General features: G+C 56.0%; 12 protein-coding genes. 5 read left to right on the top strand and 7 right to left on the bottom strand.

The window, feature by feature from the left end; all coding sequences use genetic code 11:
- Window positions 1-33 precede the first annotated feature (33 nt).
- Together GA0061070_RS06025 and ascF are read right to left on the bottom strand one after the other, a co-directional pair.
- On the bottom strand, window positions 34-1,458 hold the full coding sequence (locus GA0061070_RS06025; RefSeq protein ID WP_090134528.1) for a 6-phospho-beta-glucosidase: 1,425 nt from the start codon (window positions 1,456-1,458) through the stop codon (window positions 34-36).
- Window positions 1,459-1,479: 21 nt separating this feature from the next.
- Complete coding sequence (gene ascF / locus GA0061070_RS06030) at window positions 1,480-2,922, bottom strand: PTS cellobiose/arbutin/salicin transporter subunit IIBC (protein ID WP_090134529.1); 1,443 nt, start codon at window positions 2,920-2,922, stop codon at window positions 1,480-1,482.
- A 261-nt stretch (window positions 2,923-3,183) separates the two neighbouring features.
- Here ascF and GA0061070_RS06035 point away from each other — a divergent pair, with 261 nt between their 5' ends.
- The 4 genes from GA0061070_RS06035 to hypF all read left to right on the top strand — a co-directional run bounded on the left by GA0061070_RS06035 (window position 3,184) and on the right by hypF (window position 9,316).
- Window positions 3,184-4,197 carry a LacI family DNA-binding transcriptional regulator gene (locus GA0061070_RS06035; protein ID WP_090134530.1) on the top strand — a complete coding sequence of 338 codons (1,014 nt, stop codon included), beginning with the start codon at window positions 3,184-3,186 and terminating at the stop codon, window positions 4,195-4,197.
- 144 nt (window positions 4,198-4,341) lie between these two features.
- Window positions 4,342-4,887, top strand: a complete 546-nt coding sequence (gene hydN / locus GA0061070_RS06040; protein ID WP_090134532.1) for an electron transport protein HydN — start codon at window positions 4,342-4,344, stop codon at window positions 4,885-4,887.
- A gap of 36 nt (window positions 4,888-4,923) precedes the next feature.
- Window positions 4,924-7,074, top strand: a complete 2,151-nt coding sequence (gene fdhF / locus GA0061070_RS06045; RefSeq protein ID WP_090134534.1) for a formate dehydrogenase subunit alpha — start codon at window positions 4,924-4,926, stop codon at window positions 7,072-7,074.
- 4 nt (window positions 7,075-7,078) lie between these two features.
- Window positions 7,079-9,316 carry a carbamoyltransferase HypF gene (gene hypF / locus GA0061070_RS06050; RefSeq protein ID WP_090134536.1) on the top strand — a complete coding sequence of 746 codons (2,238 nt, stop codon included), beginning with the start codon at window positions 7,079-7,081 and terminating at the stop codon, window positions 9,314-9,316.
- Here the strand turns inward: hypF and norW are convergent.
- The gene (gene norW / locus GA0061070_RS06055) at window positions 9,297-10,430 is read right to left on the bottom strand and encodes an NADH:flavorubredoxin reductase NorW (protein ID WP_090134538.1); all 1,134 of its coding nucleotides are present in this window, start codon (window positions 10,428-10,430) and stop codon (window positions 9,297-9,299) included. The two genes, hypF and norW, sit on opposite strands and share 20 nt — an antisense overlap.
- Complete coding sequence (gene norV, locus GA0061070_RS06060) at window positions 10,427-11,878, bottom strand: anaerobic nitric oxide reductase flavorubredoxin (protein WP_090134540.1); 1,452 nt, start codon at window positions 11,876-11,878, stop codon at window positions 10,427-10,429. The genes norW and norV overlap by 4 nt, the downstream gene beginning before the upstream one ends.
- Window positions 11,879-12,058: 180 nt before the next feature.
- On the opposite strand from norV, the gene norR reads away from it, so the two are divergent.
- Window positions 12,059-13,573 carry a nitric oxide reductase transcriptional regulator NorR gene (gene norR / locus GA0061070_RS06065; protein ID WP_090134541.1) on the top strand — a complete coding sequence of 505 codons (1,515 nt, stop codon included), beginning with the start codon at window positions 12,059-12,061 and terminating at the stop codon, window positions 13,571-13,573.
- Here the strand turns inward: norR and gutQ are convergent.
- The 3 genes from gutQ to gutM all read right to left on the bottom strand — a co-directional run bounded on the left by gutQ (window position 13,570) and on the right by gutM (window position 15,728).
- The gene (gene gutQ, locus GA0061070_RS06070) at window positions 13,570-14,535 is read right to left on the bottom strand and encodes an arabinose-5-phosphate isomerase GutQ (protein ID WP_090134543.1); all 966 of its coding nucleotides are present in this window, start codon (window positions 14,533-14,535) and stop codon (window positions 13,570-13,572) included. The two genes, norR and gutQ, sit on opposite strands and share 4 nt — an antisense overlap.
- Entirely contained in the window at window positions 14,528-15,301 is a 774-nt protein-coding gene (gene srlR / locus GA0061070_RS06075) for a glucitol operon DNA-binding transcriptional repressor SrlR (protein ID WP_043952494.1), read from the bottom strand. The genes gutQ and srlR overlap by 8 nt, the downstream gene beginning before the upstream one ends.
- Window positions 15,302-15,371: 70 nt before the next feature.
- Window positions 15,372-15,728, bottom strand: a complete 357-nt coding sequence (gene gutM, locus GA0061070_RS06080; RefSeq protein WP_090134545.1) for a transcriptional regulator GutM — start codon at window positions 15,726-15,728, stop codon at window positions 15,372-15,374.
- Window positions 15,729-15,806: the final 78 nt, after the last annotated feature.

Genomic DNA, 15,806 nt, shown 5'->3' on the forward strand with positions numbered 1-15,806 from the left:
TTGTATAATCCGCAGGCCGGTTATGTGACAGATTTAGTCAAGATTCTCACCATTGCTGGCGATCACTTTTTTATACCACCAGAACGATTTTTTCCGGCTGCGCGCCAGCGTGCCATTGCCTGTATCGTCACGATCGACATAGACAAAACCGTAGCGTTTGCTCATCTCGCCGGTGGACGCAGCCACCAGATCGATACAACCCCAGGTGGTGTAACCGATAACCGGAATGCCGTCTTCGATGGCGTCGCCCATTGCGCGAATATGCTCGCGCAAATAGCTGATGCGGTAATCGTCGGTAATTTCGCCATCGGCATTGAACTCATCTTTCGCGCCGAGGCCGTTTTCTACCAGGAACAGCGGTTTCTGGTAACGGTCGTACATCATGTTCATGGTGATGCGCAGACCCAGCGGATCGATGCCCCAACCCCATTCGCTCACTTCAATATGTGGGTTACGCAGAGATTTCACGATATTGGCAGCGCTGGTGTTGTTGGCGTTCATATCCGCCGAGGCGCAGCGTGAGGCGTAGTAGCTGAAGGAGACAAAATCGACTGTATTCTTGAGAATTTCGTCATCGCCCGCTTCTTTGGCAATGCTGACGCCTTTTTCGCGGAACACGCGCGCAGAGTAGGCCGGGTAGCTGCCTCGCGCCTGTACATCAATAAAAAACAGGTTTTCGCGATCTTTTTCCAGCGCGGTCCACACATCGGCCGGTTTGCAGGAGTAAGGGTAGAAATTACCGCCTGCCAGCATGCAGCCCACCTGGTTTTGTGGGTTCACGTCATGAGCGATTTTGGTCGCCAGCGCGCTGGCAATCAGCTCATGATGCGCGGCCTGGTACTTCACCTGATCCTGATTTTCACCCTCTTCGAACACCAGACCCGCGCCGGAGAACGGGCTGTGTAGCATGATGTTGATCTCGTTGAAGGTCAGCCAGTATTTCACCAGCCCATCGAACGCCTCAAAGCAGGTGCGCGCGTAGCGGGTGAAAAACTCCACCATCTTACGGTTGCGCCAGGAGCCGTACTCAATCACCAGATGCATCGGCACATCAAAGTGGCAAAGCGTCACCAGCGGCTCGATATTGTACTTCTTACACTCTTCAAATACCGCACGATAGAAGGCGATACCATCCGGGTTCGGCGTTAGCTCATCGCCTTTCGGGTATAAACGGCTCCACGCGATAGAGGTACGGAATACCGTAAAGCCCATCTCTGCCATCAGTGCAATATCTTCTTTATAACGATGGTAAAAATCGATCGCCTGATGGCTCGGGTAATACTCATCATCACGCAGTTGAAAGCGCTTTTCCTGGCCCAGCTTCACTGGCAGGCGGTTGACGCCGTGCGGGATCATATCGACGGTGGTCAGCCCCTTACCGCCCTCCAGATAACCCCCTTCCGACTGGTTAGCGGCAAGTGCGCCGCCCCATAAAAATCCTTGCGGAAATACTGACATGCGTAACCTCTTTTTCGTTAATCAGGCGCGTGCTTCTTCAACATTAACCGGTTGTGCTGCCTGCGGTTTGCTCGCGGTTTCCACCGGAATATCTTCAAATCCCAACAGTAAAGTCAGCACAAACGACAGCACCACGGCTAGTGCCATCACACCAAACACCCAGACGATGGACATCGGATTGGCCGGGTCGAAGAACTGCACGCTGGTAAATAAGCCCGGCGCGGCCATCGAGTGGCTGGCCAGCCCGGCAATACCGGCGACTGCGCCGCAGATAAAGCCGCTAATCAGGCTGGCGATCAGCGGACGTTTCAGGCGAAGGGCCACACCGTAAAGCGCCGGTTCGGAAATCCCCGCCAGAATGGCGGAAGCTGCTGCCGCCATTGCCGTCTGGCGCAGTTCCGGGTTTTTCGTTTTCCACGCTACGGCGAGCGAAGAGCCACCAAGCGACAGGTTCGCGCCAATTTCAGACGGCATTACCATGCCCTCTTTGCCGGTTTCGGCAATGGTCTGAATGATGGTCGGCGTAAAGACGCGATGCATCCCGGTCATGACCAGCAACGGCCACAGTGCGCCCATGATGGCGACGGAAAGCCAGCCCAGGTAACCGTGAATGGTATACACCAGCGTAGAGATAGCACTACCGATCCAGATGCCCAGCGGGCCAATCAGCACAATTGCCAGCGGCGCGGCAATCAGCACAATCAGCATCGGTTTAAGGAAGTTTTTCGTTACCGCCGGGGTGATGCGATCGACCCAGCGCTCGATATAAGACAGGCACCAGGTCATCACCAGCGCCGGGATCACCGTGTAGGTGTATTTCACTGCCGTTACTGGTACCAGCGCGAACTCAACGTGCTCGCCCTGCGCGGCTTTCGCCATCAGTTCAATAAAGCTCGGATGCACCAGCACGCCCGCAATGGCAATCGCCAGCGACATATTGGTTTTGAATTTCACTGCCGCCGAGGCCGCAACCATCAGCGGCAGGAAGAAGAAGGCACCATCGCCGATCACCGTCAAAATGGTCAGCGTGGAGGAGCCTTTCGGCAGCGCGCCGGACATCTCCAGCACCATCGCCAGCAATTTCACCATTGAGCCGCCGATGATCGCCGGGATCAGCGGCGACATGGTACCGATCAGCGCATCGAGAATGCCCGCGCCAATGCGCTTCAGCGTCAGTTTTTGCTTGCTGGGTTCTTCAACTGGTTGCATGTTTTGTGGCAGCAGATTGACCACTTCGCGGAAGGCCTGGGAGACGGTATTGCCGATAATCACCTGGCACTGTTTGTCGTTACGCACCACGCCCATTACGCCGCTGATGTTTTTCAGCGTTGGGCTGTCGATGCGCGTCTCATCTTTCACCACAAAGCGCAGGCGCGTCATGCAGTGCGTGACGGCCGTGATATTTTCCGCGCCGCCCAGCGCATCGACCACTGAGTGGGCCAGCGCCGCATAATTCTTAGCCATGGAGTTATTATCCTGTTTTATCAATAAGGTACTGGCTCACCGTCATAACTGGCGGCTGTGAAATATGACATAGGTAACCGGTTCCACAAAATCATGAATGGTATATTTGCGGTTAACAAGGACTTAAAAGCGCCATTTTTTTAAATCGTGACAACGATCACTTAGAGCAGCGAGTGGTGAAAGCGTTGTGTGGCGTAAAGAGTTCCATTAAACGCAACGCCTGAAGTACACTTCGGCTCATCATATTTTCAGGGGGAAAAGATGGCGACAATGCTGGAAGTGGCGAAGCGGGCAGGTGTGTCGAAAGCGACGGTTTCCCGCGTCCTGACGGGCAAAGGATATGTCAGTGAAGAGACGAAAGACCGCGTTTTTCAGGCCATTGCCGAGAGTGGCTATCGCCCGAATTTACTGGCCCGTAGCCTGGCGAGCAGTAAAACCCAGACGCTGGGGCTGGTGGTAACCAACACCCTTTACCACGGCGTCTATTTTAGCGAATTGCTGTTCCACGCCGCCCGAATGACCGAAGACAAAGGCCGCCAGTTATTGCTGGCCGACGGAAAACACAGTGCGGAAGAGGAGCGTCAGGCGATTCAATATCTGCTCGATTTACGCTGTGATGCGATCATTATTTATCCGCGTTTTTTGAGTGTCGATGAAATGGATGAAATTATCGACAGTCATTCGCAGCCAATAATGGTGCTCAACCGTCGTTTACGTAAAAACAGTAGCCACTGCGTTTATTCCGATCAAAAAGCCTCAAGTTTTAACGCGGTGTCACAATTAATTTCCCGTGGTCACCGTGATATTGCTTTTATTACAGGTTCGCTCGACTCTCCTACTGGTATTGAACGTTTATCTGGTTATAAAGATGCGCTAACACAGCAGGGCATTGCACTACGTAATGAATTGATTGTTGAAGGGAAGTGGACGCCAGTTAGCGGCGCGCAGAGCGTACAGACACTCTTATCCCGGAACGTTGAATTTAGTGCGCTGGTGGCCAGTAATGACGACATGGCGATTGGCGCAATTAAACAGTTACACGACAGTAAAATAAATGTACCGCAGCAGGTTTCGGTAATTGGCTTCGATGATATTGCGATGGCACCATTTATCGTTCCGGCGCTTTCCAGCGTGAAAATACCGGTCACCGAAATGATCAAAGAGACGATTAACCGCTTAATCTTTATGCTCGATGGCGGTGACTTTACTTCTCAGCAAACCTTTCCCGGCGAATTAATGTTACGTGACTCACTGATTTCCGGCCCGCACGCCTGACCTCGACATCTGTCATCGACAGAAGTGTCGATGACAGCCATCCTTAGCGAATGCTTCTTTAAATTTCCTTACATAACAATTAATTAAAAACTGGCACGTTTTATGAATATTCCGGCGGGATAAAGCACATTGCCGGAGAAGATAATGAACCGATTTATCATGGCGGACGCTGCAAAATGCATTGGCTGCCGCACCTGCGAGGTCGCCTGCGTGGTGTCTCATCAGGAAAACCAGGACTGCGCCGCGCTCACTCCTGAGAGCTTTTTACCGCGTATCCATGTCGTCAAAGGTGTGAATGTCTCGACAGCGACACTCTGTCGTCAGTGCGAAGACGCACCGTGCGCTAATGTTTGCCCGAACGGTGCCATTAGCCGTGACGAAGGGTTCGTGCATGTGATGCAGGAACGCTGCATTGGCTGTAAAACCTGTGTCGTGGCCTGCCCGTACGGCGCGATGGAAGTGGTTGTGCGTCCGGTGATTCGCCATAGCGGCGCAGGGCTGAATGTTCGGGCAGAAAAAGCCGAAGCCAACAAATGCGATTTGTGCCACCACAGCGAAAGCGGCCCTGCCTGTATACAGGCGTGTCCGACGAAAGCGCTGGTTTGTGTCGATCGCAATTTACTGGAACAAATGAGCGCGGAGAAACGTCGTCGCGCCGCACTGGATAGCGCTGCTTCTCTGGTGTTCTAAACAATCTGACTTTCACTTTTAACAGGTCTGTTACTGATGAAAAAAATCACAAGTGTATGCCCATACTGCGGCGCGGGCTGCAAACTGAAACTGGTTGTCGACGACGGAAAAATCATCCGCGCTGAAGCGGCCAACGGCCACACCAACCAGAATGAACTCTGCCTGAAAGGCTACTACGGCTGGGATTTTCTTAACGACACCAAACTGCTGACGCCGCGTCTTACTCAGCCAATGATCCGTTACGAAAAAGGCGGCAAATTGACCCCCGTTAGCTGGGATGAAGCGATCCGCTATACCGCGAAGCGCCTCAGTGAAATCAAAGCCAAATATGGCCCACGCGCCATTATGACCACCGGTTCATCTCGCGGTACAGGCAATGAAACCAACTATGTGATGCAGAAATTCGCCCGTGGTGTGCTCAACACCAATAATGTCGACTGTTGCGCCCGCGTCTGCCACGGCCCGTCGGTAGCAGGTTTGCAGGAAACCCTTGGCAACGGTGCGATGAGTAATTCTATCGGCGATATCGAAAACTCCAGTTGTCTGTTGGTCTTTGGCTATAACTGTGCCGATTCGCACCCTATCGTCGCGCGCCGGGTGATCAAAGCCAAACAGAAAGGGGCCAAAATCATTGTTTGCGATCCGCGCCGCATTGAGACCGCGCGTATCGCCGATCAGCATCTGCAACTCAAAAACGGTTGCAATATGGCGCTGGTCAACGCTTTCGGCTACGTGCTGCTGGAAGAAGATCTGTACGACAAAGATTATGTCGCCAGCTTTACCACCGGGCTGGATGCCTATCGTGAAATGGTTAAAGACTATGCGCCGGAAGCGGTAGAGCATCTGACCGGCGTTCCGGCAAAACAGGTTCGCCAGGCGATGCGCACTTACGCGGCAGCGCCATCGGCCACCATTATGTGGGGCATGGGCGTGACGCAGTTCGGCCAGGCAGTGGATGTGGTGAAAGGGCTATCCAGCCTTGCGCTGCTGACCGGGAATCTTGGGCGTGAAAATGTTGGTGTCGGCCCGGTGCGTGGCCAGAATAACGTGCAGGGCGCGTGCGATATGGGCGTGATCCCCAACCAGTTCCCTGGCTATCAGGATGTAGTGAATCCGCAGGTGCGGGCAAAATTTGCCAAAGCCTGGGGTATCGATCCGGCAGTGATGGATGACAAAGTCGGCGTCCGCATTACCGAAGTGCCTCACCTGGCGCTGGAAGGTAAGGTGAAAGCCTATTACATCATGGGCGAAGATCCGTTGCAGACCGAAGCAGATCTCGGGCTGGTGCGTAAAGGTTTCGAAGCACTCGATTTTGTGGTGGTGCAGGACATCTTTATGACTAAAACTGCCGAACAAGCCGATGTGCTGCTGCCCGCCACCTCCTGGGGCGAACACGGTGGCGTCTTTACCTGCGCCGATCGCGGCTTCCAGCGTTTCGAAAAAGCGATTGAACCGAAGTACAACGTCAAACGTGACTGGGAGATCATCAGTCTGATCGCTACCGAGATGGGGTACCCAATGCACTATGACAACAACCAGCAGATCTGGGACGAACTGCGCGAGTTGTGCCCGCTGTTCTACGGCGTCACCTATGAGAAAATGGGTGACATGGGACACGTTCAGTGGCCGTGCCCGACCCTCGATCATCCTGGTACGCCATATCTGTATCAGAACAATAAGTTCGATACCCCAGACGGCAAAGGCCATCTTTTCGCCGCGCCGTGGCGCGCGCCCGCAGAGCGCCCGGATGAGGAGTTCCCGCTGGTGCTCTGTACCGTGCGTGAAGTGGGCCACTACAGTTGCCGTTCGATGACCGGCAACTGTGCCGCATTGCAAACCCTTGCCGATGAACCGGGCTTTGTGCAGATCAACCCGGCCGACGCCGAAGCGCTGGGTGTGAAAGACCGACAACTGGTGTGGGTGGAATCACGCCGGGGCAAAGTGATCACCCGCGCGGATGTCAACGAACGCATCAACAACGGCAGCGTATATATGACTTACCAGTGGTGGATTGGCGCCTGTAACGAACTGACACAGGATAATCTGGATCCCATATCCAAAACGCCGGAAACCAAATACTGCGCCGTTCGAGTGAGTGCGATCAACGATCAGCGCTGGGCCGAGGAGTACACTCAGAGCACTTATCAACAGATGAAGAATCGTTTGCTCAACGCGGCGATGCAGTGATGCGATGACAACCAGCAACGGTGTTTGCTTACGCGTATACGGTAAAGTTCAGGGGGTAGGTTTTCGCCCCTTTGTCTGGCAACTGGCGCAGCAGCACCGTTGCAAAGGCGATGTCTGTAATGACGCACAGGGTGTCGAAGTTCGCCTGCTTGGCGATGCCGGTGATTTCGTCACCCTGTTGCAGCAACACTGCCCGCCGCTGGCGCGCATCGATCGCGTCGTCAGTTCACCGTTCCACTGGCCATCGCCGCCACAAGATTTCACCATCCGCCAGAGCGCGGGTGGTGCCATGAATACGCAAATAGTTCCTGATGCGGCGACGTGCCCCGACTGCCTTGCGGAGATGAACGATCCCCGCGAGCGCCGCTACCGTTATCCGTTTATCAACTGTACCCACTGCGGGCCGCGCTTTACCATTATTCACGCCATGCCTTACGACCGGCCTTATACGGTGATGGCGGCGTTCCCGCTCTGTGCGGCCTGCGAAGCTGAGTATCGCAGCCCCTTCGATCGCCGTTTCCATGCTCAGCCCGTCGCCTGCCCGCAGTGCGGCCCGCAGCTTGAGTGGCGCAGCGATGTCTGGCAAACCACTGGCGAAGCGGCATTGCAGGCCGCGATTTCACTGCTGAAAAGCGGCGGCGTGGTGGCGGTCAAAGGCGTGGGCGGTTTTCACCTTGCCTGCGATGCGCATAACCAGGCGGCGGTGCAGCATCTGCGCGCCTGTAAAAATCGCCCGGCGAAACCGCTGGCGGTGATGCTGCCGGATGATGCAGGGTTACCTGACAATGCGCAGCGTTTACTTGCCACACCAGCCGCGCCGATTGTGCTGGTAGCGAAATCCACCGTTGACGGTTTATGCGATGCCGTGGCGCCAGGCCTGGATGAAGTGGGCGTTATGTTACCGTCTAATCCGTTGCAGCATCTGCTGGCGCAGGGTTTGCAGCGCCCGCTGGTGATGACCTCCGGCAATCTTAGCGGCAAACCGCCCGCCCTCACGAATGAACAGGCGCTGGCCGATCTGGCGGGAATTGCCAGTGGGTTTTTACTGCACAATCGCGACATTGTGCAGCGCATGGATGACTCCGTGCTGCGGGCAAACGGCGAAATGCTGCGCCGCTCGCGCGGCTACGTGCCGGATGCGCTGAGCCTGCCGGAAGGGTTCAATGCCATACCGCCGCTGCTGTGCCTTGGCGCGGATATGAAAAACACCTTTTGCCTGCTGCGCGGTGAGGCTGCGGTGCCGGGTCAGCACTTTGGCGATCTCGCCGATGAAGGTGTGGAAACACAGTGGCGCAACGCGCTGCGCCTGATGCAATCAATTTACGACTTCACTCCGCAGCAACTGGTAATCGATGCGCATCCTGGCTATCGCACCAGTCAGTGGGCTAATTGCAGCGGATTGCCACTGCAAACGGTACTGCATCACCATGCGCATGCCGCAGCGTGTCTCGGCGAGCACCGCTGGCCGCTCGACGGCGGCGATGTGATTGCGCTGACGCTGGACGGTATTGGCATGGGGGAGGACGGTGCGCTGTGGGGCGGCGAATGCTTGCGCGTCAATTATCGCGAATGCGAGCACCTTGGCGGCTTACCGGCGGTGGCGTTACCCGGCGGCGATCTGGCTGCTCGGCAGCCGTGGCGCAACCTGCTGGCGCAGATGCTGTCGTTTGTGCCTGAGTGGCAAGATTATTCGGAAACGGCTCTCCTCCGGCAACAGAACTGGCCACTGCTGGCGCGCGCCATTGAGCGCGGCATCAACGCGCCGCAGGCCTCTTCCTGTGGACGTTTATTTGATGCAGTGGCTTGCGCGTTGGGCTGTGCGCCGCTGCAACTGAGTTATGAAGGCGAAGCTGCCTGCCAGCTTGAAGCGCTGGCGGCGTCCGTCTCTGCGGTGGATCACCCTGTCACGTTGCCGCTACGCGGAAACCAGCTTGATCTTGCCACCTTCTGGCGGCAATGGCTGGGCTGGCAGGCATCATCCGCACAGCGTGCGTGGGCATTTCACGACGCGCTGGCGCAAGGGCTGGCAAGCCTTGCCCGCGAACAGGCAGAGCGGCGCGGTATTCAGACGCTGGTATTTAGCGGCGGCGTACTGCATAACCGTCTGCTGAAGGCGCGCCTGCAAGCCAGGCTTTCTGATTTCACTTTACTCTTTCCACACCAGCTCCCGGCCGGAGATGGCGGAATTGCCTTCGGCCAGGGGCTGGTTGCCGCTGCGCGGACTATAGCGCCAGCACTTTAAGCAGTGCGAAGGCCTCTTTCATACGCTCTTCGCTAACCACGAAGGCGCGCAGTTTCTCATCGGCATCGAGCCCTTTTGCCACCATACCCTGGGGATGAGTCGTAATCTGCCAGTTCAGGTCGCGGCGGCTGGTTTCTCCGGCCAGGTGCAGCGGCATCAGCGGCGTTTTTACCTTCACCAACATTGCAGGCAGCGCCAGTTGCGCACTGTTGCCGAGCAGGTTTTTCGCAAGCGTAATGGCGCTGAGCTGGGCGGGTTGCAGGAAAGGCAGTACCTTACCGTTGATTTCGGCACAGTCGCCGAGCGCATAGATCTGCGGGTTGCTGGTTTGCAGCGCCGCATTTACCACGATCCCACGCCGGGTTTCCACTCCAGCGGCTTGTGCCAGTGACACTTCCGGCGACAGGCCCGTGGCGGCAATCACCACATCCGCCTCTATGCGGCGTTCGTCATCAAGCTGCGCACAAATGCCGTTCGCGCTGGCGGTCAGTTGCTGCAAACGGGAGGAGAGCAGCAGGCGCACGCCCAGCGACGTCAGGCTGTGTTGCAGGCGGCTGCTGACTTCCGGCGGCATTAAGGAAGGCAGGATACTGGCGGCGTTATCCAGCAGGGTGACGGTTTTCCCGGTGCGACGAAAATCCATTGCCAGCTCGCAGCCAATCAGCCCGGCACCGACAATTAGCACGCTGGCAGCATCGCGCAGCCGGCTTTCGCAGGCGCGATATTCTTGCAGGCTGTTGAGCGTCAGCATATGCTCGCACCCCGGCAGCGGCGGAACGAAGGCTTTTGCCCCTGTCGCCAGCACCAGTTTGTCGTACTGCCACTGTTTATCGACGCTTTTCACCATCTGCGCTTCAGCATCAATGGTGGTGATAACCGTATGCGGGAACAGCCGCAAAGTAAACTGCTCGGCAAATTCTCCCGCTGATTGGCGCAGCAAATCATCGGCACTTTGCGCTTCGCTGATGACATGGCTGAGATCCGGTTTGTTGTACTCGTCGATGCTGTCGCCTGCAATCAGCGTCAGCGGCACACCGCTGTCGAGTTTGCGGATATTTTTCACCAGCGTCCGGGCGGCAAAACCCGAACCAATAATCACAATGCCTGTGCTCATTTTGCCTCCGTCGCCAGTTCGTCAAACACCTCTTTGCCTAAAGAACATTCCGGGCAGAGGAAGTTATCTGGTACCTCGCGCCACGGTGTACCTGGCGCAACATCCTGCATCGGCTCGCCTTTTTCTGGATCGTAGATCCACTGGCAGACGCTGCACTGCATGCGCGGGCCGAGTTCCGCAGCGGCTGCGGCGGCACAGGCGCAGGTTTCCTGATCCGTTGTGGAGGCCGGTTTTTCCGCTTCCGGTAATGGTGACAGCGCCCACTGACGAGCGATATCGCGCCCGTGCTGGCGGCATATTTCCAGCGCGTCGATATCCGGCCGCCATTTGGCTTTCAGGCTCATCGACATCTCAAACCCGGCATCCTGCAAGCGGGTGGAAAGGCGGTCTACCGCGCCGCCGCTCCAGCCGTGGGAGCCAAAGGCGCTGGCGCGTTTGTTGCGAAAACGCAGACCGGTTACCTCTTCGACCAGTCCGGCGATTTTCGGCATCATTACGTTATTCATGGTTGAGGTACCAACCAGCACGCCTTTCGAGCGGAAAACATTGGTCAGAATGTCGTTTTTATCGCTGCGGGCGACGTTAAAAATTTTCACCGCCACGCGTGGGTCGACTTCGTTAATGCCTTGTGCAATAGCGTCGGCCATCATACGGGTGTTGTTGGACATGGTGTCGTAGAAAATAGTGATACGATCTTCCTGATAATCGGCCGCCCATTTCAGGTACAGCTCGACAATTTGTGTCGGGTTATCGCGCCACACCACGCCGTGCGAGGTGGCAATCATATCCACGGGCAGATTAAAGCCGAGAATTTCGGTGATTTTCGGCGTCACCAGACGGCTGAACGGCGTCAGGATATTCGCATAGTAGCGCTGGCACTGTTCGAACAGCTCCGACTGATCCACTTCATCATTAAACAGACGTTCGTCGCAGTAGTGCTGACCAAAAGCGTCATTACTGAACAGTACGGCGTCGCCGGTCAGGTAGGTCATCATGCTGTCCGGCCAGTGCAGCATTGGCGTTTCAACGAAGATAAGCTGTTTGCCATTGCCGATATCCAGCGTATCGCCGGTTTTCACGACATTAAAGTTCCACTCCGGGTGGTGGTGATGGCCGGTGATCGAGTCGATGGCATTCGCTGTGCAGTAGATCGGCTTATTCGGGATGTGCGACATCAGCTCGGTCAGCGCACCGGCGTGATCTTCTTCGGCATGGTTAATCACGATGTAGTCGATACATTGCAGATCGATCTCTGCACTCAGGTTCTGCACAAACTCACGGCTGAATTTGTGATCAACGGTATCGATCAGCACATTTTTGCCTTCGCGGATCAGGTAGCTGTTGTAGCTACTGCCTTTCAGCGTTTTGTATTCCGTGCCGTGGAAGTCGCGCACTTCCCAGTCACGTTGCCCAACCCAGTGAATGTTATTTTTTACATGAATAGCCATATCAAGTGTCCTGTACTTTTTCAGTTCGATGGAGGGCTATTATCAAAGGTCGTGCCAATTTTTTAATTTATTGATTTTATATGTTTTTATTGTTTTTAATGAAAAAATAGATGTCATTATGACTATTGCTTTTACAGTCAATATGACACTATGCATTGTCAAAAAGACAGTGAGGTAAGCATGAGTTTTTCGCTGAATGTGCTGGCGGGGATCGCCATTGAATTGCAGAGCGGTATCGGCCATGCGGATCGCTTCCAGCGGCTGATCGCCACGCTGCGCCAGGTGCTGGCGTGCGATGCCTCTGCGCTGCTGCGCTACGAGGCGCGTCAGTTTATTCCGCTGGCTATCGACGGGCTGGCACAGGATGTGCTCGGCAGGCGTTTTACGCTGGAAGGCCACCCAAGGCTGGAGGCGATCGCCCGTGCCGGTGATGTCGTGCGCTTCCCGGCCGACAGCGGTTTGCCCGATCCTTATGATGGTTTGATCCCCGGCCTGGAGAGCCTGAAAGTGCATGCCTGCGTCGGGCTGCCGCTGTTCGCCGGGCAGAATCTGATCGGTGCGCTGACGCTGGACGGCATGTCACCGGATCAGTTCGACACCTTCAGCGACGAAGAGCTGCGGCTGATTGCGGCGCTGGCGGCGGGGGCACTAAATAACGCACTGCTGATTGAGCAACTGGAGAGCCAGAACATGCTGCCCGGCGCGCCCGCAGCGTTTGAGCCGGTGGCGCACAGCGAAATGATCGGCTTATCACCCGGCATGGTGGCGCTAAAAAAAGAGATCGATATTGTTGCTGCGTCCGATCTTAACGTGTTGATCAGCGGCGAAACCGGCACCGGGAAAGAGCTGGTAGCTAAAGCGATTCATGAAGGTTCCGTGCGGGCAGCCAGCCCACTGGTTTATCTTAACTGCGCCGCGCTGCCGGAAAGCGTGGCCGAGAGCGAACTGTTCGGCCACGTGAAAGGCGCCTTTACCGGAGCCATCAGTAATCGCAGCGGCAAGTTTGAAATGGCAGATAACGGCACGCTGTTTCTCGATGAGATCGGTGAATTGTCCCTCTCATTGCAGGCCAAGCTGCTGCGGGTATTGCAGTATGGCGATCTGCAACGTGTCGGTGACGATCGCAGCTTGCGCGTGGATGTACGCGTGCTGGCGGCGACGAACCGCGATTTGCGTGAAGAGGTGCTGGCCGGGCGTTTTCGCGCCGATCTCTATCATCGTCTCAGTGTGTTCCCGTTATCGGTACCGCCGCTGCGAGAACGGGGCGACGATGTGGTACTGCTGGCGGGTTATTTCTGTGAACAGTGCCGTCTGCGTTTAGGCCTCGGCAGAGTGGCGCTCAGCCCCGGCGCGCGTGCGCATTTACTCAGTTACGGCTGGCCGGGCAATGTGCGCGAGCTGGAACATGCCATTCACCGCGCGGTGGTTCTGGCGCGTGGGACGCGCAACAGCGACGATGTGGTGCTGGAAGCACGACATTTTGCCCTCAGTGATGAACAGACGCCAGTGGTACAAACCGCTTCTGTGTTACCGGCAGGGCAGAATCTGCGCGATGCTACTGAGGATTTTCAGCGGGCGTTGATTGCCAGAACGCTGGAAGAGAGTGGGGGGAACTGGGCGGCATGCGCCCGGGCGCTGGAACTGGACGTCGCCAACCTGCACCGGCTGGCGAAACGTCTGGGGCTGAAGCGTTAAAGAATGCCGGCCTGATAGAAATCCTGCAAGTTGATGGCACCCACCAGAATTCCCGCGTCATCTACCACCGGGGCCGCAGCGATTTTGCGCTGCATCAGGCGCTCTTTGGCATCCACTGCGCGGCTGTTGGCCTCTAAGGTGATGCCGCCGCGCGTCATCGCTTCGCTGACAGCGGTGGTTAACGCGCCGCCTGCCACCAGCCAACGGCGCAGATCGCCGTCGGTAAAGACGCCTTTAACCTGGCGTTGCGTATTACAAACGGCAACCAGACCTAAACCAGTGCGGCTTAACTCCAGCATCGCCTCCATCACGCTGGTTGTTAGCTGCACCTGCGGGATCTGCTCCTCTTTGCGCATCAGATGATGCACTTTATTCAGCAGCCGTGCTCCGAGCGCGCCTGCCGGATGGGAGCGGGCAAAATCCTCTTCGTCAAAGCCGCGCGCCTGCATCACTGACATTGCCAGCGCATCGCCCATCATCAGCGTCGTGACGGTACTGGAGGTCGGTGCCAGGTGCATCGGGCAGGCTTCACGCTCAACGGAGATATCCAGTACTGCATCGGCGGCCAGCGCCAGCGGTGAGCGCGGTTTGCCGGTCATAGCCAGCAGGGCGACGGATTTCTCTGCCAGCCGCGGCAGGATCAGATCCAATTCTTTTGCCGAGCCGGAGTAGGAGATAAACAGCATCACGTCGCGGCTTTCAATCATACCCAGATCGCCATGCAGCGCTTCCGCCGGATGCACGAAAAAGGCCGGGGTGCCGGTGCTGGCAAAGGTGGCGGCGATTTTTTTGCCGATATGCCCCGATTTGCCGATGCCGGAAACAATCACTTTCCCCTCGCACTTCAGTACCGTTTCTGCGGCACGCACGAAAGCTTCACCGAGCCTCTCCGGCAGACGGCTTGCTTCCTGAAGCTCCAGTAACAGGGTCTGACGGCCAACATGAATTAACGACTCATTCATGATCTTCTCCGGCAATGATCACCTCGACGCCTTTTGCCTCCAGCGCTGCGCGAACGTCTGCCGGGATCCCGGCATCGGTGATCAATTTATTGACGCTTTCCAGACTGCACACCACGTTCGGGCTTTTGCGGCCAAACTTTGATGAGTCGGCCATTAAAATCACTTCCCGCGCGGCGTTACACATCGCTTTGCTGACGGTAAACACTTCGTTGAAGGTCGTGACGCCTGCATTCAGATCAATGCCGTCCGTGCCCATAAACAGCTTATCGAAGCTGAAATGGTCAAAAGCGTTTTCCGCCAGTTGGCCGTGAAACGAGGCGGATTTTTTACGGAAGGTGCCACCGGGCATCAGGATGGTCTGCTCGTTATCCAGTTCCGATAACGCATTGACGATATGCAGGCTGTTGGTCATCACCGTGATGTTATTGAAGTGGCTGAGCAGCGGCACCATCTGCAAAACGGTGCTACCTGCATCAAGAATGATCGAGTCGCCGTCATGAATATAGGTGACTGCTTTTTCGGCAATCAGTCCCTTTTGTACGGTATTGATCAGCGTTTTGTGATCAATAGGGGGATCGGCTTCGTCTTTATTTAGCACCACGCCGCCATAGGTACGGATCACCGCGCCGGAATGCTCCAGCGCGACCAAATCCTTACGTATGGTCGTCCCTGTGGTGTCGAAATATGCTGCCAGCTCTTCAACAGAACACTTTCCCTGCTTTTGCAGATGTTCAAGAATAGCCGCCTGACGCTGACGTGGTTTCATTGGCGCTGATATCCTGCGTTACATTGCGAAATGATAATTTCGAAAGCTAATAGCGTTCACAACGAAATTATCAATGTTTCATTTTAAGCGCTAATGATAGAGCATTCTGACAGGCCGGATCATGGGGAAAGATCACATCAGGCTCTAATTCCTCTCTTTTCACACCGATTAAATGGTCGATTTTTGCCGGGCGGGCGAAAACCGTAATGCCGCGCATTAGCAGGGTATCGCAAACACAGTCCTGCTTATCAAAAGCGATGGCCAGAACGACACGGGGTTTAAAGCGCCCGCCGGAACGGCCAACGCCGACACGTCCGCGCTGGCATAGCACGTCGAACGCACGGTTGAACTGGCGGATTTGCCAGCCGCCAAGCGCCAGTTGGCTAAGCCAGGCGATGGCGGCGACGGTGATCAGGGCTGAAACCATCCTATTCTCCTTTGTTGTTGCTTCTGGTCCGTGTGGTTGCCAGATGGCGGATAAGCGAAGCGCCATCCGGCAATAGAG

This window comes from Kosakonia oryziphila (assembly GCF_900094795.1).
In the GTDB taxonomy this organism is placed as follows: domain Bacteria; phylum Pseudomonadota; class Gammaproteobacteria; order Enterobacterales; family Enterobacteriaceae; genus Kosakonia; species Kosakonia oryziphila.

What these genes read in the sequence shown, in the direction of transcription:
- GA0061070_RS06025 (WP_090134528.1), bottom strand. Translation starts at nt 1,458, where the DNA reads ATGTCAGTATTTCCGCAAGGATTTTTATGGGGCGGCGCACTTGCCGCT.
- ascF (WP_090134529.1), bottom strand. Translation starts at nt 2,922, where the DNA reads ATGGCTAAGAATTATGCGGCGCTGGCCCACTCAGTGGTCGATGCGCTG.
- GA0061070_RS06035 (WP_090134530.1), top strand. Translation starts at nt 3,184, where the DNA reads ATGGCGACAATGCTGGAAGTGGCGAAGCGGGCAGGTGTGTCGAAAGCG.
- hydN (WP_090134532.1), top strand. Translation starts at nt 4,342, where the DNA reads ATGAACCGATTTATCATGGCGGACGCTGCAAAATGCATTGGCTGCCGC.
- fdhF (WP_090134534.1), top strand. Translation starts at nt 4,924, where the DNA reads ATGAAAAAAATCACAAGTGTATGCCCATACTGCGGCGCGGGCTGCAAA.
- hypF (WP_090134536.1), top strand. Translation starts at nt 7,079, where the DNA reads ATGACAACCAGCAACGGTGTTTGCTTACGCGTATACGGTAAAGTTCAG.
- norW (WP_090134538.1), bottom strand. Translation starts at nt 10,430, where the DNA reads ATGAGCACAGGCATTGTGATTATTGGTTCGGGTTTTGCCGCCCGGACG.
- norV (WP_090134540.1), bottom strand. Translation starts at nt 11,878, where the DNA reads ATGGCTATTCATGTAAAAAATAACATTCACTGGGTTGGGCAACGTGAC.
- norR (WP_090134541.1), top strand. Translation starts at nt 12,059, where the DNA reads ATGAGTTTTTCGCTGAATGTGCTGGCGGGGATCGCCATTGAATTGCAG.
- gutQ (WP_090134543.1), bottom strand. Translation starts at nt 14,535, where the DNA reads ATGAATGAGTCGTTAATTCATGTTGGCCGTCAGACCCTGTTACTGGAG.
- srlR (WP_043952494.1), bottom strand. Translation starts at nt 15,301, where the DNA reads ATGAAACCACGTCAGCGTCAGGCGGCTATTCTTGAACATCTGCAAAAG.
- gutM (WP_090134545.1), bottom strand. Translation starts at nt 15,728, where the DNA reads ATGGTTTCAGCCCTGATCACCGTCGCCGCCATCGCCTGGCTTAGCCAA.